Origin of the sequence: Leptolyngbya sp. O-77, assembly GCF_001548395.1 — a bacterium.
Lineage (GTDB): Bacteria > Cyanobacteriota > Cyanobacteriia > Elainellales > Elainellaceae > Thermoleptolyngbya.
Genome location: NZ_AP017367.1, coordinates 337,865 through 358,448, shown reverse-complemented (window position 1 = coordinate 358,448; position 20,584 = coordinate 337,865). Strand labels below are relative to the sequence as shown.

Here is a 20,584-nt window from a genome sequence, read left to right as displayed (position 1 = left end):
TTCAGTTCAACGACAGGATTTTGATTTGCCTGAAGATCTGAAAAAAGTTATGTCCCGACAAGCCTCAGCCGAGCGAGAAAAGTGAGCAACTATTACTGCAACTATTACTAAAGCAGAGGGCGATCGCATCGCGGCTCAGAACTTAGCAGAAGCCGCGGAGCTAATGCAGAAGAATCCCATTGCTCTTGAGCTAAGAACGCTACAGACTATAGACGGACTAGCCGGCAGTCCTTCTAATACCGTAGTGCTGTTCCCGATGGAATTAGGCAATGCCGTGAAATTTATGGTGAATCCTGCCAAAGAAGATCGAAATTAGCCAACTGAATAGCCCCCTAGAGTCATTCCAAATCCAATGCAAGAGTCGGGTTAAACAACTGCGGCTAAAACCTCACAACTCAAACCATTGGATTGGCGACATTTGATCGAAGGCCTGTTTGAGGGATGCTTCCCACTGTTTGCGAATTTCAGTCAAGTATAAATCATCTTGCTCTAGCCGTAGACGATGCCTAATTTTGTAAGAATTGGCATGATACATAACTAGGTTAATTGGCGGGCCTACCGAGATGTTAGATTTCATTGTAGAGTCGATGGACAACAGAGCGCATTTTGCTGCATCCTCAACGCTCGTGTTGTAGGTCAGGATGCGATCCAGAATTGGCTTGCCATATTTCGTTTCGCCAATTTGCAAAAACGGTGTTTCAGGCGTTGCTTGGATGCAGTTGCCCTGACGATAAATTAGATAAAGCTCCGGCGGCTCGCCCTGAAACTGCCCCGCTAGCAAACAGTTGCAGGAAAAGTCGATTTTGTCGCGCTCCAGCCAGGGGCGTTCTCGCTCCTGAATATGGCGAATTTTTTCGCCCACATAGCAGGCGGCATCGTAGAGCGTGGGCAGCGTGTGGAAGCTCTCGCATTCACCCAATTTCAGGTCGCGGTTGAGGGAATTTACGATGGCTTGGGTAATGGCCAGGTTGCCAGAGGTGCAAAGCAGGATGACTCGTTGATGCGGCTCTGAAAAGTCAAACAGCTTTTGATAGGTGGAAATGTAGTCTACGCCCGCGTTTGTGCGCGAATCTGCTGCCACCACAAAGCCAGATTGGGTAACAATGCCGAGGCAGTAGGTCATAGGGTGAGGAATGTTGAAGCTAAAACACTAGGACTGACTCAGCGTATCAGAAAGGTAGTCCGCTGTGGTTTCTAGCAGGGCGATCGCATTTTCGTACATCATGCGCGTTGGGCCAAGCATTCCCAGACTGCCCACGGGCACACTGCCCCGATGGTAGGTGGTGGAAATCAGCGTACAGCCGCGCATCGGCTCCAGCGGATTTTCGGAGCCGATGCGAATCATCACGCGGCGATCGCCCCCGTCCGAATCAGCCTCAAAAATCAGCGGCCAGAGCTGGTCTTGCTCTGCCTCTAGCACATGCAAAATCGTCTGTACCTGATGCAGTTCGGAAAACTCCGGATGTCGTCGCAGCACCTCCGCCACGCCACTAATGAAGATCTGCGTAGACACAGGCGACTGGGTGCGCCGCTCCAGATCCACCAGCGACACCCGCAGCACGTTGGCATATTGCTCAAACTCGCGCCCTAGCTCTGACCAATCCAGAGAGGCAATGTCACCGAGCGATCGCCCCTTGAAATGAGCATTCAAAAAGTTCGACAAAACCTGTAGCTCCCGCTCTAGCAGTTCAGGATCATCTGGAGATTGGGCAGAATCGGCAGGCGCTTTGGGCAGATCCACCACCACCGACTGCGTTTTGTAAGAATCCAGCACCACAATCAGCATCAGCCGTCCCGGATCAATCTGCACCAGTTGCAAATGGCGCACCTGAGCCACTGTGCTTTGGGGCATCGTCACCAGCGCAATATAGCCGCTGAGCGTCGAGAGAATCTGCGCCGCACCATGCAGCACGGCTTCCAGGCTCCAGCCTTCGGCATCCAGCTGCTGCGCCAGCACTCGATCAACCCGGCGAGCGGCCTCCTCCGATGGGATCATCAGCTGATCTACATACACCCGATAGCCCGAATCGGACGGCACGCGCCCCGCTGAGGTGTGTGGCTGATAGAGCAGACCCTCGCGCTCCAGATAACCCATCACATTGCGAATCGTCGCCGAACTGACGCGGGGGTTAAATTCTTCTACCAGCGCCTCAGAGCCAACGGGTCGAGCCGTGACAATATACTGACGCACCGTAGCGCTGAGTACCTGCTGCTGGCGGTTATTAAGCTTGACTGGAGTAGCCATCTCAGCCTGATTTCTTATGGATTTCTTAACGTATTAATGTGATCGTAATTTAGCGCCTCTGAGATTGTCTATGCGTAGCCAGACATACTAAGCCAGAGATCCGCAGGGGTAAAGCCAGAGAGGGAATGAATCCCCAAAAATCTGACAAAAACAAAATTGCCTCTCGACGCTGTGGCACAATACCTGTCTAATTGGGCCCTAGAATCCATCTTTCAAGGTTGCTAAGGCAGTCTAGGTCGGCCGATCTATTCCTTTGCGACTCCAAACCTCTTCTAAACTTCTTCCAAACATTCTCTAAGTACCTATGTCTACTTCTTACCCCCGCGATCTGGTCGGCTATGGCCGCCACACGCCCGATCCACGCTGGCCCAATCAGGCCCGTGTGGCGGTGCAGTTTGTAATTAATTATGAAGAGGGCGGTGAAAACTGCATCCTGCATGGCGATGCGGCATCGGAAGCGTTTTTATCAGAAATTGTGGGTGCATCGCCGCTGCTGGGGGTGCGCCACATGAATATGGAGTCGATTTATGAATATGGCAGTCGGGCGGGTTTTTGGCGGCTGCATCGGCTGTTTACCCAGCGGCAACTGCCCGTGACGGTCTACGGCATTGCGATGGCGCTGGAGCGCAACCCAGAGGCGGCGGCGGCAATGGTGGAAGCCGGGTGGGAAATTGCCAGCCACGGCTATCGATGGATCGACTATCAATATGTCAGCGAAGAGGTAGAGCGCGAGCATATCCAAAAGGCGATCGCCATTCAGACGCAGGTTACGGGCAGTCGTCCCCTCGGTTTTTATCAGGGGCGCATGAGTCCGAATACGCGGCGGCTGGTGGTCGAGGAGGGTGGCTTTCTCTACGATGCCGACAGCTACTCCGACGATCTGCCCTATTGGGTGCATGACTACGGCAAGCCGCATCTGGTGATTCCCTACACGCTGGATAACAATGATATGCGCTTTGCCACTGCTCAGGGGTTCAACTCCGGCGATCAGTTTTTTGCCTACCTGCGCGATGCCTTCGACGTGCTGTATGCCGAAGGAGCCGATGCACCGAAGATGATGAGCATTGGTCTGCATTGTCGGCTGGTGGGCCGGCCCGGCCGCGCCGCTGCCCTGGCCCGTTTTCTCGACTACATCATGCAGCACGATCGGGTGTGGGTCTGTCGCCGGATTGATATTGCGCGACACTGGCATGAGCATCACGCGCCAGGTTCCCGATAAAACGGTTGCAGAATTGACGGCTTGCGGTTCAGGTATAAGCAATTCCGGGTTGAACTTGAGTTTTTCATTACGAATCCAATTCGACCTGAGGGGCGATCGCGGTTGCAGGGCAAAAGTTTTCCCGTAGTATCAGAAATAGGGTTAGCTCATAGGCAATTATTGCTATTGGATTCTAGAACTGGGCGACCCCCCTACTGCCGTTTCAAGTATTTTGAGAGGACTGTTGCATGGCAACCTACAAGGTTACGCTGATCAACGAAGCTGAAGGACTGAATACCACGATCGAAGTGCCTGATGATGAGTACATTCTCGATGCGGCAGAAGAGCAAGGCATCGACCTGCCCTACTCCTGTCGTGCAGGTGCTTGCTCGACCTGCGCTGGCAAAATCAAAGAGGGCACCGTAGACCAGTCTGACCAGTCTTTCCTAGACGACGATCAAATCGAAGCAGGCTACGTGCTGACCTGCGTTGCCTATCCCACCTCTGACGTGGTGATTCTGACCCATCAGGAAGAAGAGCTATACTAAGCTGCTGACTGGTTTTGAATTGGTTTTTGAACTTAAAACGGGCTGTCTTTTCGAGCAATTAGCTCTGTGAAAAGGCAGCCCTTTTAGTCTTAATGGGGCTGGGTTGGCAGTTTAACTTTGGATCGGTAGTTGCCAAAACGAACTCATAGCGAGTATGATTTAGAAAGGTTGTATCGAGAAGGTTGCATTCGGGATGTTTCAGGATCACTGGGGGCAGTATTTCTAGGGGCGGTATCTCTGCCAGCACCGACTGCCTGCCAGCAACGCAATGAGGCGGTTTCCGGTCGGTCAACCGACGCGAGGTAGAGCCATCACCCTCAGCAAACGTCTCTTTGGAAGGATGAAGATTTCATGAAAGTGCTGGAAACTAGAGGCAACTGAAGACTTTGGAGCAGTGCGGTTGGTTTGTGTGTGTGCTGGCTCTTGGTGATTGATCTGTGGTCGGAGGGGTTCTTCATTGAGAAGGTGTCTCTGTAGCCTTGAGCCGTCGCCGAACTGTTCTGTGTCGCTCTATCAGTGACTGGCTAATTGTTTGGGTTGCTAAATGTTTGGACTGAATTTGGATAATCGTTAAATAGTGAGGTTTTCGTATGACAACGACACTAGAGGCTCGTCAAACTGCTTTGGTCAAGGCGCTGAATCGCGAACAAGCGAATACGCTGGTCGCCTACTTGAACTACAAGAAGTATCACTGGATGACCTACGGACCGCTGTTTCGTGACCTGCATCTGCTGTTTGAAGAACATGGCAATGAGATTTTTGCCATGCTAGACGAGCTGGCCGAGCGGAGCCTGATGCTGGATGGCACGCCGATTGCCGACCCCGCAGACTATCTGCCTGCCGCCACTGTGAAGCCGTCTAAGGGCAAGCTGAAGGTGCGGGAGATGGTGGAAGAGGCGATCGCCACTCACGAACACATCATCACGGAAATGCATGAAGATGCTGAACTGGCGGACGATGCGGGCGATATCGGGACGGCTGACTTGCTGACCCGTCTGGTACAGGTTCACCAGAAGCACCGCTGGTTCCTGAAGGAGATCCTGAAGCAAGGTGATGGACTGCTAGATGGCTAGGAGCTAAGCAGTGAGGAAGGTTATACTGTCCTGACGCTTGATATCTGACGGATTTTTCACTAATTCTGGTTTCTCCACTCATTTTCGGTGAATGCGATCGCCCGGATGGTCTGCCAAGCAGCAGGTTTGTCTGGGCGATCGCACTTTTTTTGCGAACTCTTTCGCGCTTTTTTCGCGCATTTCTACGGAGGGCGATCGGATCTTTTTTGAAAAAAGGGCGATCGCCTCCGAAATTCTACGAAGCCCCGGTGAAGTTAATCCCTGCGAGGCACGATAGCTTCGCAGCATACACAGCCGTTACGTTTTCGATACGCATACCTTACGCATACCTTACGCATATCTTACGCATGGGCTACGCATAAGCCGCGTACTGTCTACGCAACGTCAAACTTACCCATACAAAAGTACCCATACATAGGATAAGGAGTCTGCACCTTATGGTGACTATTCAAGAAAAGCGCGAATTGGTAAACCAAACCCGCGAAACCAACCGTGCCGTTCAGGTTTACGACTATGCCGACCTCAGTGGCGTAGCGATCAACCTGCCCTCCAGCCAGCGTGTGAAGCTGACGGGGATTGTCGGCGACGGACGGGCCCAAATCAAAGAGCCTGTGATTGGCTGGGTCAACGCGACTTTCCTCAGAGTCCCCACCGAGATCCGCAAGGGCGCACGCTATCGGGTTCGGATGACCAGCGCACCCAACGGGCTGCTAGCCTACTGGGAGCCGGGCAAAGCCCAAAACGACGGCCCCGCAGGTGGCGCAACGGTATTCCTGACGGAGCCGCAGGATAGCTACGTCGAAGGTGGCCGCAGGTTTGTTCGCGTGTTCTACACCGGCAAGGCCAACAACGAGCGCATCGGCTATGTGTCTCAGGGCCCCATCGGCAGCAATCTGGGCCAGCCCAACAGCAACTTTGAGGGGCCGCTGTAGGCGATCGCCTCTGCCCATCAAAGTTTGATCTGAAGTTCAACTGATTTAACTCATCCAGTTCGGTAGCGCCGTTGGGTCTTTTCTCTCTCAGACTCCGACGGCGCTTTCTTTACGGCGCTTTCTTTATAGAGCTTATGCAGTTGGAAGAATCTCTTGCCTGATTAAACCTGGAATTTTAAACCTGAAATTTAATGAACTCGCGTCAATTTACGTGATGGATTCCTCACTTGTGGCAGATTCGGCGCTATAGTCAGGCGGGGGAGAATGGTATACGGTTTAGATCAAGTAGCATGGCACGCAAGCGAGTTAAGCCGCAAAGACGTTTTACTGCGTCGAGTGGGGCATGGGAGAAAAGCAATATGGACAACCAGACCGACACGAAAACCACCTCCACCCTGGAGCGAACCGACGCATCAGCGCCCGACCCTGCGGCAGAAAAAGGCTCTGAGACTGAGACGGCGAGTGCTGAGATGGAGAATGAGGCGATCGCCCCTGAAGGTTCCCCTGAAGGTTCCCCTGAACCTACCCCTGAAGGTTCCCCTGAACCTGCCCCTGAACCTGCCCCTGAACCTACTCTGGAACCCGCCTCCGATACGGCTCCCGGTGCAGTGCCCGATCTGCAAGCCGCCCTGGAAACCTCGCAGGCCAACGAAGCCATTCTCCAGCGCAAGATTGCAGCCCTGGAGGCCGAGTTAGCCGCCCAGCAGACTCAGATTGACCAGCTCAAGGCAGAAGCTGCCGCTGCCGCCCAGTTCAAGACTGAGCTCGATGAAACCAAGCGCGTCATTGTGCAGTTGACAGAACTAAACGCCAAACTTAGCGCAGAAGCCAAATCCGCCGCCGCTCCCCAGCCCCTCGCCCCAGCCGTCGCCCAGCCCGCTGCCCAATCCGCTCCCCAAGCTGCTGAAAAAGCGACTGCTGCTACTCCGGCTCCCCGCAAAGAGGTGCATCCTGGCCACGAGCCGTCGCAAACCTCCCAGCTAGAGCTACGACGCACGCTGCAAACGCCTCCGCCGCTGCCCGGCCCTGTCGCTCCATCCATCAGCAACGACGAAATCGGCTGGGTGGACTAGAACCCAGAGGTTAGCGACGAAGGCGGATTGACTTGCCCTACTGCATTCGGTCAATCGTGCGGTACTGAATTGCTTCGGCAACGTGGGCGGTTTGCAACCCCTCCTCGCCTGCTAGATCAGCGATTGTGCGGGCGACTTTGAGAATGCGATCGGTGGCGCGAGCCGACAGCCCCAGCTTGCGAATGGCTCCTTCGAGCAGCGCCTGAGTCGCGTCGTCCAACCGACACCATTTCCGCAGGTGGCGGCTCTGCATCTCGGCATTGCAGCGCAGCCCTTCGCTCTGAAGCCGCGTCTGGGAGCGACTCCGCGCCTGCTGCACACGCTGGCGCACGGTCTGCGAGTCTTCGCCTTTGGGCTGCTGGATCATTTCTTCTGGCTTCAGCCGATTCACCGCGACTTGCAGGTCAATCCGATCCATCAGCGGCCCCGACAGCTTGGCCCAATATTGCTCGCGCCCGCGGGGGGAGCAGGTGCAAGCCTGCACCGTGTCGCCAAAATAGCCGCAGGGGCAGGGGTTGGTGCTGGCGACCAGGGTGAACTGTGCCGGAAAAGCGACAGACTGGCGCGTGCGCGAAATGGTGACGCAGCCATCTTCGAGCGGTTGCCGCAGAAACTCCAGGACATCCCGCTTAAATTCAGTCAGCTCGTCTAAAAATAAAACTCCTCGGTGTGCCAACGAGATTTCTCCGGGGCGAGGGAAACTGCCGCCGCCGACCAGTGACGGGCCTGAGGCGGAGTGATGGGGGCTGCGGAAGGGGCGATCGCACACCAGGCTGCCTCGTTCCTTCAGCAGTCCGGCGACGGAGTGGATTTGCGTCACCTCCAGCGCTTCCTCAAAGCTGAGCGGCGGCAGAATGCCGGGAAGCCGCCGGGCCAGCATGGTTTTGCCGCTGCCCGGTGGGCCCACGAATACCAAATTATGTCCCCCAGCGGCGGCAATTTCCAGGGCGCGGCGGGCCTGGGCCTGACCTTTCACGTCTTTGAGGTCGAGGCCGGTAAAGGGCGATCGCGCGAGTTCTTCCGTCGCATTCACCTGGAGCGGCTGATAGCGATCGGGATGGTTTAGAAAATCTGCCACCTCCGACAAATGCTGGAAGCCGTATACGTCAATGCCCTGCACTAGGGCGGCTTCGCGGGCATTGTCGGCGGGCACCACGATGCCGCGCATTCCCAGTTGCTTGGCCGTAGCGGCGATCGCCAGCACACCCGCCACCGCCCGCAGCGACCCATCCAGCGACACCTCACCCAGCAAAATGAACTGCTCCAATAGCTGCACATTTACCTGCTCCGAAGCCGCCAAAATGCCCATGCTAATTGGCAGATCAAAGCTGGGTCCCTCTTTTCGCAAATCCGCCGGGGTCAGGTTGATCACCACCCGCCGCATCGGAAAGGCATAGCCTGCGTTTTTCAGTGCCGCCTTCACGCGCTCTTTGGATTCCTGCACAGCCGTATCGGGCAGCCCCACCACCACAATTGCGGGCAGCCCCCCGGCGATATCCACCTCCACCCCCACCTTCATCGCGTCGATGCCGATCAGCGAAGCGCTCCAAACTCTTGCTAGCATGATCCACCCTGTTGTCTCCAGTCCTCAGAATGCCCGAAAGGGCAGAGGGGGGGAACAGGGGGTTAGGGGGTTAGATCGATAGCGGGGATCAGGTGCTAGGGGTCAGGGGTCAGGGTTGAAAAGCTAGCTGCATCAGGCTTGGCTAATTTCGACTTGTCGTAACCTGTATGTCTAGAGACATATCACCTATCCTGGGGCGCAGGGAACCAGCCCCCAGCCTCCAGCCCCCTGACCTGCCAGCGGGCTGGTTGTTTATGATGGTTGAGAAATGCACGCCTGCACGATTCCCACAGGGATCGCTTCGCGAATCGCCCATGAGCCGCACTGTCCCAATTTCCAAGCGTTTCAAATCTGCTTCGTCTTCCCGGCTGCCGTGGTATGGGCTGGGGCTGGCGAGTCTTTTTGGGGTGTCGCTGGCGCTGCGGCTGTGGGGGTTGGGGCGATTCAATACGCTGGTCTTTGACGAGGTATACTACGCCAAGTTTGCGGCGGCGTTTTTGCAAGGGAAGCAGGAATTTGGCGGGCATCCGCCCCTCAGCACGTACCTGATTGCGGGCGGCATCTGGCTGTCAGAGCGGCTGGGCTGGGGCGGGCCAGAAACCTACAACGGGCTGAGTGGGCTATACATTTCAACGATTAGCTACCGCTGGCTGAATGCCGTGACGGGAGCGGTGATTCCGCTGGTGCTGGGGGCGATCGCCCATTTGCTGACCGGGCGAAAGGCGATCGCCTTACTAACGGCACTGCTAGCAGCCTGCGAAGGATTTTTACTCGTCGAATCGCGCTATGCGTTGAATAATGTCTATCTAATCTTATTTGGGCTACTGGGCTGGTGGCTTTTGTTGCGATCGCTCCACAGGCTGCATTCCGCCAACAAACTCACCCCCGTCGTCTGGCTGAATCTAGTGCTGGCAGGCATAGGCTTCGGCGCGTCAGTGGGGATCAAGTGGAACGGCGTGGCGTTTTTGGCGGGGGCGTACCTACTGTGGATAGTGGCATGGGGAATGCAGCGGTTGCAGCAGCGCGGACTGCCCAGCCTGCCCTTTGCCGCGCCGCTGTCGGGTCTGTCTCGCTTGAATGCGGGCGTGTGGGCGCTGAGCATGGCGGGAATTCCTTTTCTGACCTACTACCTGAGCTGGCTGCCCTATATTCAACTCGACCCCAGCACCAGCTTTGCAGGCTGGCAAAACCGCATCCTCGACTATCACAGCCGTGTGGGCGGCATGGACGCTCACCCCTACTGTTCGCCGTGGTATACCTGGCCGCTGATGCTGCGTCCGGTTGCCTATTTTTACAAAACGGCGGCTCCGGGCGATCCGGTGCCCGTCGTCGGGCCCGATGCGCCCACGGCGGCTGGAGACGTGATTTACGACGTTCACGCAATGGGCACGCCGACCCTGTGGTGGCTCTCAACGGTGGCGATCGCGCTGCTGGTGGGCGTGGTGGGCTACTGGCTGTGGCGCTGGGCAACCGCCGTGCAGGCAGCCCGCTCTGGCGCAGAATCGACCCTGAGCCTCTCTCCCGATACACAGCCATACCTTAGCGCTGCCGCCTTTGTGGTGGGCAACTGGGCCGTGCAATGGCTGATGTGGATGCGCGTCACCCGCTGCACCTTTCTGTATCACTACATGAGCGCCGAACTGCTGACCGTGCTGGGTCTAGCACTCGTCCTAGATCGCTGGCTCCACAGCACCAAACCCTGGTCACGGCGGCTGGCGTGGGGGGCGATCGCCCTCGTCATTTTCGGCTTTATCTTCTGGATGCCATTGTTTCTGGGACTGCCCCTCTCTGCGGACGGTCTACAGCTACGCCGCTGGCTGCCGTCATGGATTTGAAACTAAATGCTCTGCCCCTCTTCGTTCTTCGTTCTTCCCTCTTCATTCTTCTTCGTAAACAGAGCGCGAAACACAGGTTCCCGGCGAGCAAGGGTGGACGATTCGCGCTCGGTGGCAACGGGCAGCGGATTATCGGGTAGCCATTCGGCAGATTGGCGCTGAAACGCGGGATGTTCCTGAAAGCGATCGCACATCTCCGCTTCCACCGCTTCCACGTCTGATTGCAAAAACACGACGCTGCCCGCAGGCATATGGTTCGCTAGCGTGTTTACCATGCTGGGCTGCACCACACGCCGCTTTTGGTGTCGCTTCTTGAACCAGGGGTCGGGGAACTGGATGCTGACGCGCTGGAGAATATTCGGTGGGAGCGATCGCAGCAGCGGCTCTAGAGAATTGCTGGCGTTGCAAAAAATGTAGTGCAGGTTGCTCAGCGCTTCCTCATCGCGCCACTTCAGCGCCTGCTCCACTAGCGGCTCGCGAATCTCCAGCCCCAGAAAATTCCATTCCGGCTCGACCTGCGCCATCTTTAGCAAAAACACACCCCGTCCGCAGCCAATATCCAGATGCAGCGGTCGAGCCGGATTTGCAAACACCTGCGACCAGTCTGGCGGCGCGACGGGCTGCTGATATTTTTGGCTGAGCGGGTTGACGTGCTGGCGGACGCGGACGACGGGCATGGGAGGGGATGCCGGTTTGGGATTTTAGATTTGGATTTTAGATTTTGGGTTTTGGAATTTGGCGGGTGGGGCGCGTGGCTGATGGGTTACACGCCTGCGTGACCGATCGCCAGCGCGGCGACCAGCATTCCCAACACCAAAAACGGCTGGGCGCTAGCCTGATATTTCACGTCGTTGTTCAGCGGGTCGCGCAGGAAGTACATATCCTGGAACACAATTTGCGGAATCACCAGCAGAATCAGCAGCACGGCGTAGAGATTTTGCCCGATGCCCATAAGATATGCCGCAATGCCGCCCTGAAACAGGTCGATCATCAGGACGCAAATCCAGGCCGCAGTGCCGATGCCGAACATCACGGGCAGTGACTTTAGCCCAAGCTGGCGATCGCCCTCCACGCTCTTAAAGTCATTCACCACGGCGATGCCCAGCCCTGCCAGACTGTAAAACAGCGTCAGCACCATCACCGTGGGCGACAGTTCGCCAAACAGCGCCTGACCCGCCCACCAGGGCAGCGCGATATAGCTGGCTCCCAAGGCATAGTTGCCCAGCCAGCCGTTTTTCTTCAGCTTCAGCGGCGGCGCAGAGTAGATATAGCTGAGGAAGGAGCCAAAGAGGGCGATCGCCGTAATTTGCGGAAACTCGTGCCCGGCCCACTGGTCTAGTGCGTAGGCGATCGCCAGCCCCGCAAACAGCAAAATCAAAATCTGCGCCTTCACCTGCGGCACCGAAATCGCGCCTGAGGGAATCGGGCGATAGGGTTCGTTGATCGCGTCGATGTCGCGGTCGTAGTAGTCGTTGATGGTTTGCGTGTAGCCCGCCAGCAGCGGCCCCGACAGCAGCATACAAGCTGCCGAAATCAGCACATTTTCCAGCGTCCAGGTGTAGTTGCCCGACGCAGCCGCGCCGCACACCACACCCCAGATCAGCGGAATCCAGGTGATCGGCTTCATCAACTGGAGGCGGATCTTCCAGATATTCGTCTCGCCCGACTTTGCGCCCTTCATGCCCAAAAGCTGGCGCGCCGCCGAACCCGCCTCGTTAGCGACTTCTGATGCACCGTTTAACGTCTCATCCGCCGCAGCTTCTATCGGCGACATCGGGGCTTCAGATTCGGGAATCGAAGAAGGAGTAGTGGACTCGGACATAAGGGTTTGTGGGTTAGGGGTTGGGGGTTGGGGGTTAGGGGTTGGGGTTAGAGGCGGTTCCTGGCATCTGGCACCCGACACCTGCCCCTGGCTACCCGAACCCTCATAATATTGCGTTTAGTTCATCTGTTGGGCATCGCTAGCTTGCCCATCGTCTATTGTGAAGCTATCCCTGTCGCTTTGCCAGCGCCCCACCGAAATTCTGCCTATTCCAACACCCCAAAACCCCATCACCCCACACTCCGGACTATGCAATCCGAACTCCCCGCACCCACGGCGATCGCCCCCGGTTCTCTCACGGTTCACCTGCCGCCCTCGCTGCCCCTGAGCGAGGAACAGTTTTTTGAGTTTTGCCAGGTCAATCGCGACTTGCGAATCGAACAAAATGCAGATGGAGATTTGGTGATTATGTCGCCTGTTGGTTCTGGTACTGGCAATCGCGAAGCAGGCATCATCGGTCAACTCTATGTCTGGAATGAGCAAACTGGACAGGGCTTCGTGTTTAGCTCCAGCGCGGGGTTCAAGCTGTCTACGGGGGCGAAGCGATCGCCCGATGCGGCGTGGATTCGGCTGGATCGGTGGAACGCGCTGACCCCAGAACAGCAGGAGCGATTTGCGCCGATTTGTCCCGATGTAGTGATTGAGCTGCGATCGCCCAGCGACAGCCTGGAAACCTTGCAGACCAAGATGCGCGAATATCAGCAGGAGCCAGGCTTTCAACTCGGCTGGCTGATCGATCGGGGCGATCGCCGCGCCTATCTCTACCGCCCTAGCGAGTTGGTGCAGGTGCTAGACAACCCCGACTCGCTCAGCGGCGACCCGGTGCTGACAGGGTTTCGGCTGGACTTGAGCAAGGTCTGGTGATGGGCTGAACAGTGCAATAGTTAATTCGACTAACGAAGACTCACCCAGACAGATTGAGCCAGTTTGTTTACTGTACTTATAACAACACTTTATGAATACTCTCAACAAGCCTCTCAATAAAGTCAACTGCATCGCCAACTAGCACCTCATCAATATTCCATCGACTGCCAATATTAAAAGTTGGGTCGATGTCAGCTTCATGAGCAATTTTATTTCTTCGATCGACGATTGAATTTAATTCTTGTTTGATATCTTTTGAAGGCTTCCTCATTTGAGTAGCTACTTCGTCCCACAATTTTTTGTCTGAAATGTATCTAATGGCATCGGCAATTTTGTCTGCCTGCTGAAAGCTTTGATATCCTAAACGCTCTCTAATTTCACCTTCTAGCCAAGACGTATTGTTTAACTTATTGAGAATACTGCTCGATATTATGGGAGCCAAATCTGAAATTGTGTGAGACTTCCGGAGAAATTCATATCCCTGAGCTAGCTGCATTTCAGCCTCAAGCCATGAGGTAATATCAATTGCTGTTAATCGATCTTGACGCGCACCACCCAGCGAGACTTGAAAGCGCGAGAACGCTGATTGAGTTGTGTTTGCTGAGGGTGCTGGCTCAGGGCGATTGCCTCGATGAATTTCCAGCATTCCTAATGTGACAACTTCATGCACGTAGTAGTCTAGCGCGCTTACAGCAAGAACGAGCGCAGCACGTAACATATCTGATACATCAAGTGCGCCAGTGGCTTGAGCTTTGACAGAGTTATGAAGTGCAATCAGGTCTCGAACGCGACTAATGCTGATGCGAAACTGATCAAGCGCTGACTGCATATGCGGAGCTTTCAGAACTTAATGCAATAACTCTGTCTGCTAAATCTGAAAAAGTTTTCCTAAACTCTTCCTGCTTTTGCTGATTCTTCTCCAAGACCACACCTGTTTGTCTTAACTGCTCAGGGGTTAGGTCATAGACTGGAGTTCGATGTTCCTGGGATAGAGCAATTAGGCTATTAAAGTTAGAAATCTTTGCGAGAGAAAGGCTGTCTTCAAGACCCTGATCCCGATACACATAATCTGACAACATCATGTCGCTCTGTCTCAGAGTCGGAACCAGTTTTTCAGCAACAGACTTCTCAATCTTCTCAATCCAAGTTTGAAATGCAGCCGTCTCTTTACCTCGTATAATTCTATAGTTTTGCACAATTGTTCCTAGGAACCGAAGCTTAACATTAGGAAAAGGGTAGTTAGCTTCTTTCAGAATCTGAAGCGAACTAGCTGACCTAGCCCAGGCATGCCATCTGGGCAAAACCTTAACTAGAGAGTCAATTGCCATTACAGAGAAAAAGTCAGCAGTAGTTGGGACTACAAAAAAATCGCTGATCATCAGTAAGTTCTGATTGATTGAGCCTAAGCTAGGACTCATATCAATCAGAATATAATCTGCATTAAACTTAGCTGCCGTCTTCTCAAACAAGTCATTGATGGAACCTGGCAAGTTTTTAAGGGCTTGGATCGAACCACTTAGCTCTTGAGCAATACCAAGTGTCACTTCGTACTCAGCAAAGCCAACATGCCCAGGTAATAGAAATAAATCATCTCGACCTGATACTGGAATACAATCAACAGCCTCGATTGCTCTTGGTTGTGATTCAAACGCAGGAGCTAAGCCTGTCTTTATGTTTGATACCGTGTTGTAAATTTCTTGAATCCGGGCTTCGTCATCTTCAGTTTCCTCTCCTAAGGCCATGCCTGTGAGATTACATTGTGGATCGCTATCAACAAGAATGACTCTTTTCCCTTTTGAGGCAAGCATCCAACCCAAATTGAAGGTGGTTGTGGTTTTGCTAACTCCGCCTTTGTGGTTGAATAAAGCAATTTTTTGAACCATTGCATCAAACCTTTCTGTGAGATTGCGATCGCCAGTTGCTTGAAATTAAGTATAAAGAGGACAGTAAGCTCAGACTTTTGCCCTCAGTATAGCTTGAGACTTTCTACTCAAAAGCTTGCATCTAGACTAACCCTACGCCGCCTGCGACTGCCCCAGTTCCGTTAGGAACTTCAGCGCCTTCACCATCGCATCGGCAACGGCGGTCGGCGGCAGTTCGTAGAAGGCTGGCCAGGCTTGACCTTTGCGCTCGTCGTAGCGGTTGGCATCTTCGGGGTGCTGCTCTAGCCAGGCAATGCGGACGGCGTGCCCGATGAATACATCCAGCACGATGTATTCCTCAAACTGGAGATCGGGGTTCTGTTCGGCGATCGCCGCCAGGGCCATCAGCGCTTCCACGTTCACCTGGCGATACTCCGGAGCCTGAATTTTGTTCAGCAGGTGTTCGACTCGCAGCGCAAAGTTTGTCTCGCCGGGGGTCATTTCTAGCAGCAGCTCACTTTCCAGGCGGTTGCGCCGATCCAGCTTGTCGCCGATGACCAGTCCTTTGCAGTGCTGCAACACGCGCCACACGCAGCGGTAAAAGTCTTTGGGAACCTTGGTCAGTGCGCCTTCCATGCGGCGTTTTTTAGCCCAACCGCCGCTGGCAGGGTCGCCAATAGCGGTTTCTTCGCCGCTGGGTTCCACCAGTTCGGGGGCAACCGGCACAGCGGCCCACTGAATATTTTGCTGCTGGCGGATGTGCAGAGACTCCTGCTGGAAGAGAATGTCGTTGAGTTGTTCATATTCCAGCAAGACTTTGTAGAGGCGCGTTTTTACCTCAAACGGGCTGAGCTGCATTAGATGCTCATAGGCTTCATCCTGTGTTACGCCGAGTTCCCGCGCCAGTTCGCTAGTAATCAGCAGGATTAGATAGCCGACGCGCAGCGTGAGTACGCCCTTAAACAGGTGCGGGTCGGTCTTGATCAGCATACTCAGGTAAACCAGGATTTCCTGCGTCAGGGGGCGATCGCGCACGTCTTGCCGCACAAACTCGCGGATCTTGTCCATGATTTCATAGGTGGACATGGGGCTGGTCATCAGCGAGTGTTCGCTGTAGGCCTTGCCCACGGCGATTTGCTTTTGCCGCACGAGGATATCCGTCACCGCGTCCGACAGGTTCACGTCCACCTTGTCGAGCAAGCCCGCTGCCTGACGAATAATACCCCACAGCCGGAGCTGGCTGGCTTTGGCATACACCTCGTCTAGCAGGTCGGCAACGGTGAGCGATCGCCCCGGCCCACCAAAACCCGTGTCAAACTCTAGCCCTTCTAGCCGATTCAGCGCTTCTAGCACCTCGATCTGCTCGTAGAGGTTTTCGGAATGGCGCAGGCGCTCTAGCAACGCAGGCACGTCCGTCTCACGCTCCAGGCGAAACTCTTCGGCGCTGCTGAGCGGGTGGTTGCGGTCGGGGTGCAGCGTCAGAAAATAGGGCGTAGGTAGGGCATCCTGGACAGGCGAGGTGTCAAACACGAATTCGTGAATAAAATCGAACCGCTCGGTTCCCGCCGTCCGCATAAGTTCCTGCAAGCGGCCCAGCGTGACAGGAATGCCGCCGCAGTGCCCATCGCGCAGCTCGCTGAATAGCTCCAGCAGTGGTTCTTTGTCGCGCAGCATGTCGTGGGTCAGCAGCAGCGTCATGGTAGGGCGACCGAGACGGTTCCAGTGTCGCCAGATGTAGGCCACCTCAGCGCGAATTTGGGACACCAGGATGTGATAGTCGAGCGTCAGGTAAAACTGCTGCTGATCGAGGAACGACGGCAAAAACACCATCGTTTCGCCTTTAATTTTGAAAATGCGGGAGGTGGTCAGGCTCCGCAGGCGACGGATAGGGCGACCGCTCAGTCCCAGCTTGTCGTTGCGCCCGATCTGGGTGAGGACATCCGAAAGTTGACCCGAAGTTCGCACCTGGGTGGGATCGATCTGGCTGGGCGTTTGAGTGGCGACACCAAAGGCAGCCAGTTCTGCCTGGAGTGCTTCATCTTCGGCCAGCAGGGAAATTTGCACCAGCGGTCGGGGGTGCTGACCCAGGCGTAGGTGTTGCCCCAAGGGGTCGAGGTCGCCAGGGGCGATTAGCCCATCTTGGAGCAGGCGGCCCAGAATATAAAGGCTCTGGGCCCAGACCAGAGGCAGGTTGTCGTTGGGTAAGCGGGTCTGGCTGCCGGGGGTTTCGCGCTCAGGGGCGATCGCCTCCTCTGGCACGTAGTACAGCTCTGGCAGCAGCTTTAGCCCGTCCTTCTCCACGCGCACTGCGTCCAACTTTTGCCGATAGTCTTGGGCCTGGACTGCGTCGCCGCGAAACAGGGCATCCAGATACAGATAGGTAAAGAACAGCGGCCACTCGCACTCGATATGCTCAAAGGCTTTCAGTTCCCAAGGTTCATAGTGCAGTCGCGTTGGGTCTTCGATCACGGTCTGGTGTCCATCCCGCAAAAACCGCTTGCAGCCGTAGCGGCCCTGGAGCTTGGTGACGACGTTGCTGCGGGTGCGCTCTACCAGGCTCAGGTCTTCTACCGCAAAGGCGGGGTAGCCGATGACGCTCAGCACCGCCGCGTCCACTTCTTTGGAAGCCGACTCGCGGGGCAGCAGCGATTCCAGCGTATTGCGAGCGCGGGCGATTTCGTCGGGCAGGACGTGGATAATCGACGATTGGCTACCCCGCACGCCAAACAAGTCAAGGCCGCTAATCGCCTCCAGCGCCGCCTTGGCCATGCCAACCGAACTGGCGTTTAGCTCTGGGTTGCCGTGGTTGATCTTGTTGCCGCGCTCCCAGATGCCGTAGTCGGGGGTGCGGTAGGCGCGACCAATGTAATAGACGAGGTTTTGAATAAAGTTCACCTCGTCTAGCGTGAAAATAATTTGCAGCCCCGAAGCCGTCATCTGCGACAGCATCAGCAGGTAGATCGAGGTGGCATCGATTTGCAGGTGGCCCCAACCGTCGTCGCCGACCACTGTGTTGGTCGTTGCCAGGTCATATTTGGCGTGGAGGGCATCCAGTGGATGCTGGGTTTGTTTAAATTTTTCGACCTTGTGGGCCTGCCGCATCATGGCAAACAGCAGCCCGCGCATCAGCTTGACGACGCTCTGCTCTAGCTCGTAGCAGCGCCCCCGGTCTTCGCCGATGCGGCGATAGGCCAGCGCCAGACCCCACACGCAGAGGATGCTGTACACGTTGTCGCGCACCCAGGCATCGGTGTAGTTGCCGTGAGAATTAATGGCGGTGCTGGCAGGAAGCAGACCCGTGACGGGATGCTGCCGCGCCAGGATGATGTGCTTTACCTCTTCGTAGTAGCAGTCAAGCTGGGACTGGAGGGTGCGGAACGCATCAGAGGATGACAGACCCGACAGAGAAGGAGATGGAGTGGACATAACCGCTGTGGCAGAGTTCAGGTTGCTTGCCGCATTTATTATTGAGCGTTTGTCAAATGTGGATCGCAGCACAGCTAGCAGAAATGGCAGGCTGTGGTGCTGGCAATGGCGGAGCAGGCCGCTGCTTTACTAAAAACTTTGCTAAAGATTTTGCTAAAGATACAGATTGAAAGGCGATCGCCAAGATTAAAACCGAATCAACATGGGACTTGTGTACTCCCATTATTAAGCTTATTGAGCAATGTGCAAGGTTTAGCACAGCGCCAAGAAAGAGAATCGCTGCACAGCAGGCTGCACAACGATTTTGAGAGATTGATTTGAAAGATTGAGATGAGAAATCTCTTGAGAAATCTCTTCAAGCAACGCTTAATAGCTGTCTTCTCCGGCGATCGCCCCTGTTTTGTCCGACTCCGCTGGGCTGGTAGAACCGCTCTGGGCGATCGCCGCTTCTCGAATTGCCTGCCAGTGACAGAACAGGTCTAAACCGCTGAGGTTGGCATTGAGATAGGTTTGAACGGCCTGGTCAAGCTCTTGCTGCGTTTGAGGAACGGGAATCTGGCACACAACGTCTGCCATGAAGACCTCCTTGGCTAAGGGGCGTAGAACGTCAAGACTGAGGCGATGTCTGGGTTTTCAGAAAACCTCCAGAGCGGCCTACGTATCTATTGTAGTCATGGAATCCTGAAATAGTATCAAAAGATACAGTTTGTGAGATATTATTACAGTTTCTCTAGAAACGCAACACACTCGACATGGGGCGTTTGGGGGAAAAAATCAATGGGCTGGGCGCGGTTGAGGCGATAGGTTCCGTCGGCACAGAGCCGCCGCAGGTCGCGGGCCAGCGTCGCGGGGTTGCAGCTCACGTAGGCGATGCGACGCGGCTGAAGGCTGAGCAGCGTTTCCAGCACGGAGGCATCGCAGCCCTTGCGCGGCGGGTCGAGCAGCACGATGTCGGGCTGTTCATCCAGCTTCGGCAGCAACTCCTCGACCGTGCCCGCCTGGAATATCGCGTTGGCAATGTTGTTTTGATAGGCATTTGTCCAGGCTTGCTGGATGGATTCGGGCTGTAGCTCGATGCCGATCGCCCGTTTGACCTGCTTTGCCAGCGGCAGTGTAAAGGTGCCAATGCCGCAGTAGGCATCCACGAGGATTTCGTCGCCCTGGAGGTTGAGTTCGGCGGCGATCGCCCCCAGCATTGCCTCCGCCTGCTCCGTATTCACCTGAAAAAACGTCGTCGGCTGAATCTGAAACTCCAGCCCCGCAAAGATTTCCCGCAAATAGCTGCGTCCTGCAATGCAGCGCGTCTCTGGGCCAAAAATCACGTTCGTTTGCGCCGGATTCAGGTTCAGCGCCACGCCTACCAAGTCGGGATAGCGCTGGAGCCACGCTTCCGCCTGCTCTGTCAGTCCCACCAGACCCGCGTCGGTACTCACCAGCGTCAGCAGCATTTCCCCAGTGTGTCGCCCAATCCGCAGCCCCAGATGGCGCAGCTTGCCCCGATGCAACTTTTCGTCGTAGATGCTCCAGCCGCGGGCTTGAATATCCTGCTTCACCTCCGCCAGCAAGGGATTTAGCCGCGCATCCTGAATCGGGCACTGGTTCAGGTTGACGAGCTGGTGGCTGCCCTTTTGGTAATATCCAGCGCGGACTTGACCAGACTCGCCCCGGTCGAGCGGGTAGGTGGCTTTGTTCCGGTAGTTGAGGGAGAACGTCGCGGTGGGAGAGGAGGGGAGAATGGGGGAAACGGGCGGATTTGGGAAGCCGCCGATGCGCTCCAGGTCTTGGGCAACGAGGTTTTGCTTGGCGATGAGTTGGGCGGCATAGCTGAGGTGTTGCCACTGGCAGCCGCCGCACTTGTCGGCCACGATGCAGGCGGGACGAATGCGATCGCCCGATGGCTCCAATAGCTCATGCAGCTTGCCCTGAGCAAATTGCGGCTTGACACGCACCAGGCGGGCAATCAGGCGATCGCCCACCGCCGTATCCGGCACAAACACCACCCGCCCGTCTACGCGCCCCACGCCGTCGCCGCTGTTGCTGAGGTCGGTGATGGTGAGTTCGACCAGATTGCCCTGCTGCCAGCGGGGTGCGAGATTGGGTTGAGTCAGAGAGTCAGGCATGATCGCTCGGTAAAAGGGACAG

General features: G+C 55.6%; 18 protein-coding genes. 7 read left to right on the top strand and 11 right to left on the bottom strand.

All coding sequences use genetic code 11. The annotated features are described in order from the left end of the window. Positions 1-388 precede the first annotated feature (388 nt). The gene (locus O77CONTIG1_RS01565; RefSeq protein ID WP_068507505.1) at positions 389-1,123 is read right to left on the bottom strand and encodes a proteasome-type protease; all 735 of its coding nucleotides are present in this window, start codon (positions 1,121-1,123) and stop codon (positions 389-391) included. 27 nt (positions 1,124-1,150) lie between these two features. After that, complete coding sequence (gene hrcA, locus O77CONTIG1_RS01560) at positions 1,151-2,245, bottom strand: heat-inducible transcriptional repressor HrcA (RefSeq protein WP_068507503.1); 1,095 nt, start codon at positions 2,243-2,245, stop codon at positions 1,151-1,153. A gap of 304 nt (positions 2,246-2,549) precedes the next feature. On the opposite strand from hrcA, the gene puuE reads away from it, so the two are divergent. From puuE to O77CONTIG1_RS01545, 3 genes are all read left to right on the top strand, one after another. Then, a complete protein-coding gene (puuE, locus tag O77CONTIG1_RS01555) occupies positions 2,550-3,464 on the top strand; it encodes an allantoinase PuuE (protein ID WP_068507502.1) in 915 nt (304 codons plus the stop codon). 227 nt (positions 3,465-3,691) lie between these two features. Next, positions 3,692-3,991, top strand: coding sequence for a ferredoxin (locus O77CONTIG1_RS01550; RefSeq protein ID WP_068507500.1), 300 nt, complete (start codon positions 3,692-3,694; stop codon positions 3,989-3,991). A gap of 590 nt (positions 3,992-4,581) precedes the next feature. Continuing rightward, on the top strand, positions 4,582-5,064 hold the full coding sequence (locus O77CONTIG1_RS01545; RefSeq protein ID WP_068507498.1) for a Dps family protein: 483 nt from the start codon (positions 4,582-4,584) through the stop codon (positions 5,062-5,064). A 78-nt stretch (positions 5,065-5,142) separates the two neighbouring features. On the opposite strand, the gene O77CONTIG1_RS24090 is transcribed toward O77CONTIG1_RS01545, so the two are convergent. Next, entirely contained in the window at positions 5,143-5,352 is a 210-nt protein-coding gene (locus O77CONTIG1_RS24090) for a hypothetical protein (RefSeq protein ID WP_156434817.1), read from the bottom strand. 149 nt (positions 5,353-5,501) lie between these two features. Between O77CONTIG1_RS24090 and O77CONTIG1_RS01535 the strand changes: the two genes are divergently transcribed. Next, positions 5,502-5,996 carry a hypothetical protein gene (locus O77CONTIG1_RS01535; RefSeq protein ID WP_068507495.1) on the top strand — a complete coding sequence of 165 codons (495 nt, stop codon included), beginning with the start codon at positions 5,502-5,504 and terminating at the stop codon, positions 5,994-5,996. Positions 5,997-6,355: 359 nt separating this feature from the next. Continuing rightward, positions 6,356-7,069 carry a hypothetical protein gene (locus O77CONTIG1_RS01530; protein WP_068507493.1) on the top strand — a complete coding sequence of 238 codons (714 nt, stop codon included), beginning with the start codon at positions 6,356-6,358 and terminating at the stop codon, positions 7,067-7,069. Positions 7,070-7,106: 37 nt separating this feature from the next. Here the strand turns inward: O77CONTIG1_RS01530 and O77CONTIG1_RS01525 are convergent, their stop codons facing one another. Continuing rightward, positions 7,107-8,633, bottom strand: a complete 1,527-nt coding sequence (locus O77CONTIG1_RS01525; protein ID WP_068507491.1) for a YifB family Mg chelatase-like AAA ATPase — start codon at positions 8,631-8,633, stop codon at positions 7,107-7,109. A 314-nt stretch (positions 8,634-8,947) separates the two neighbouring features. Here O77CONTIG1_RS01525 and O77CONTIG1_RS01520 point away from each other — a divergent pair, with 314 nt between their 5' ends. Further along, on the top strand, positions 8,948-10,468 hold the full coding sequence (locus tag O77CONTIG1_RS01520) for a phospholipid carrier-dependent glycosyltransferase (protein WP_068507489.1): 1,521 nt from the start codon (positions 8,948-8,950) through the stop codon (positions 10,466-10,468). A gap of 2 nt (positions 10,469-10,470) precedes the next feature. Here the strand turns inward: O77CONTIG1_RS01520 and trmB are convergent, their stop codons facing one another. Together trmB and chlG are read right to left on the bottom strand one after the other, a co-directional pair. Continuing rightward, entirely contained in the window at positions 10,471-11,145 is a 675-nt protein-coding gene (gene trmB, locus O77CONTIG1_RS01515; RefSeq protein ID WP_068507488.1) for a tRNA (guanosine(46)-N7)-methyltransferase TrmB, read from the bottom strand. Between the two features lie 86 nt (positions 11,146-11,231). After that, positions 11,232-12,290, bottom strand: a complete 1,059-nt coding sequence (gene chlG / locus O77CONTIG1_RS01510; protein WP_084781992.1) for a chlorophyll synthase ChlG — start codon at positions 12,288-12,290, stop codon at positions 11,232-11,234. A 249-nt stretch (positions 12,291-12,539) separates the two neighbouring features. On the opposite strand from chlG, the gene O77CONTIG1_RS01505 reads away from it, so the two are divergent. Beyond that, positions 12,540-13,154, top strand: a complete 615-nt coding sequence (locus O77CONTIG1_RS01505; RefSeq protein ID WP_068507484.1) for a Uma2 family endonuclease — start codon at positions 12,540-12,542, stop codon at positions 13,152-13,154. Between the two features lie 76 nt (positions 13,155-13,230). Here the strand turns inward: O77CONTIG1_RS01505 and O77CONTIG1_RS01500 are convergent, their stop codons facing one another. The 5 genes from O77CONTIG1_RS01500 to rlmD all read right to left on the bottom strand — a co-directional run bounded on the left by O77CONTIG1_RS01500 (position 13,231) and on the right by rlmD (position 20,562). Continuing rightward, the gene (locus O77CONTIG1_RS01500; RefSeq protein ID WP_068507483.1) at positions 13,231-13,983 is read right to left on the bottom strand and encodes a HEPN domain-containing protein; all 753 of its coding nucleotides are present in this window, start codon (positions 13,981-13,983) and stop codon (positions 13,231-13,233) included. Beyond that, positions 13,967-15,037 (bottom strand): ParA family protein, encoded by a 1,071-nt coding sequence (locus O77CONTIG1_RS01495; RefSeq protein WP_068507482.1) that lies wholly within the window; start codon positions 15,035-15,037, stop codon positions 13,967-13,969. The genes O77CONTIG1_RS01500 and O77CONTIG1_RS01495 overlap by 17 nt, the downstream gene beginning before the upstream one ends. A 132-nt stretch (positions 15,038-15,169) precedes the next feature. Continuing rightward, positions 15,170-18,442 carry a glycoside hydrolase family 15 protein gene (locus tag O77CONTIG1_RS01490; RefSeq protein ID WP_068507480.1) on the bottom strand — a complete coding sequence of 1,091 codons (3,273 nt, stop codon included), beginning with the start codon at positions 18,440-18,442 and terminating at the stop codon, positions 15,170-15,172. Between the two features lie 366 nt (positions 18,443-18,808). Then, positions 18,809-19,018 carry a hypothetical protein gene (locus O77CONTIG1_RS01485; RefSeq protein ID WP_068507478.1) on the bottom strand — a complete coding sequence of 70 codons (210 nt, stop codon included), beginning with the start codon at positions 19,016-19,018 and terminating at the stop codon, positions 18,809-18,811. A 143-nt stretch (positions 19,019-19,161) separates the two neighbouring features. Next, positions 19,162-20,562, bottom strand: coding sequence for a 23S rRNA (uracil(1939)-C(5))-methyltransferase RlmD (rlmD, locus tag O77CONTIG1_RS01480; protein ID WP_068507476.1), 1,401 nt, complete (start codon positions 20,560-20,562; stop codon positions 19,162-19,164). Positions 20,563-20,584: the final 22 nt, after the last annotated feature.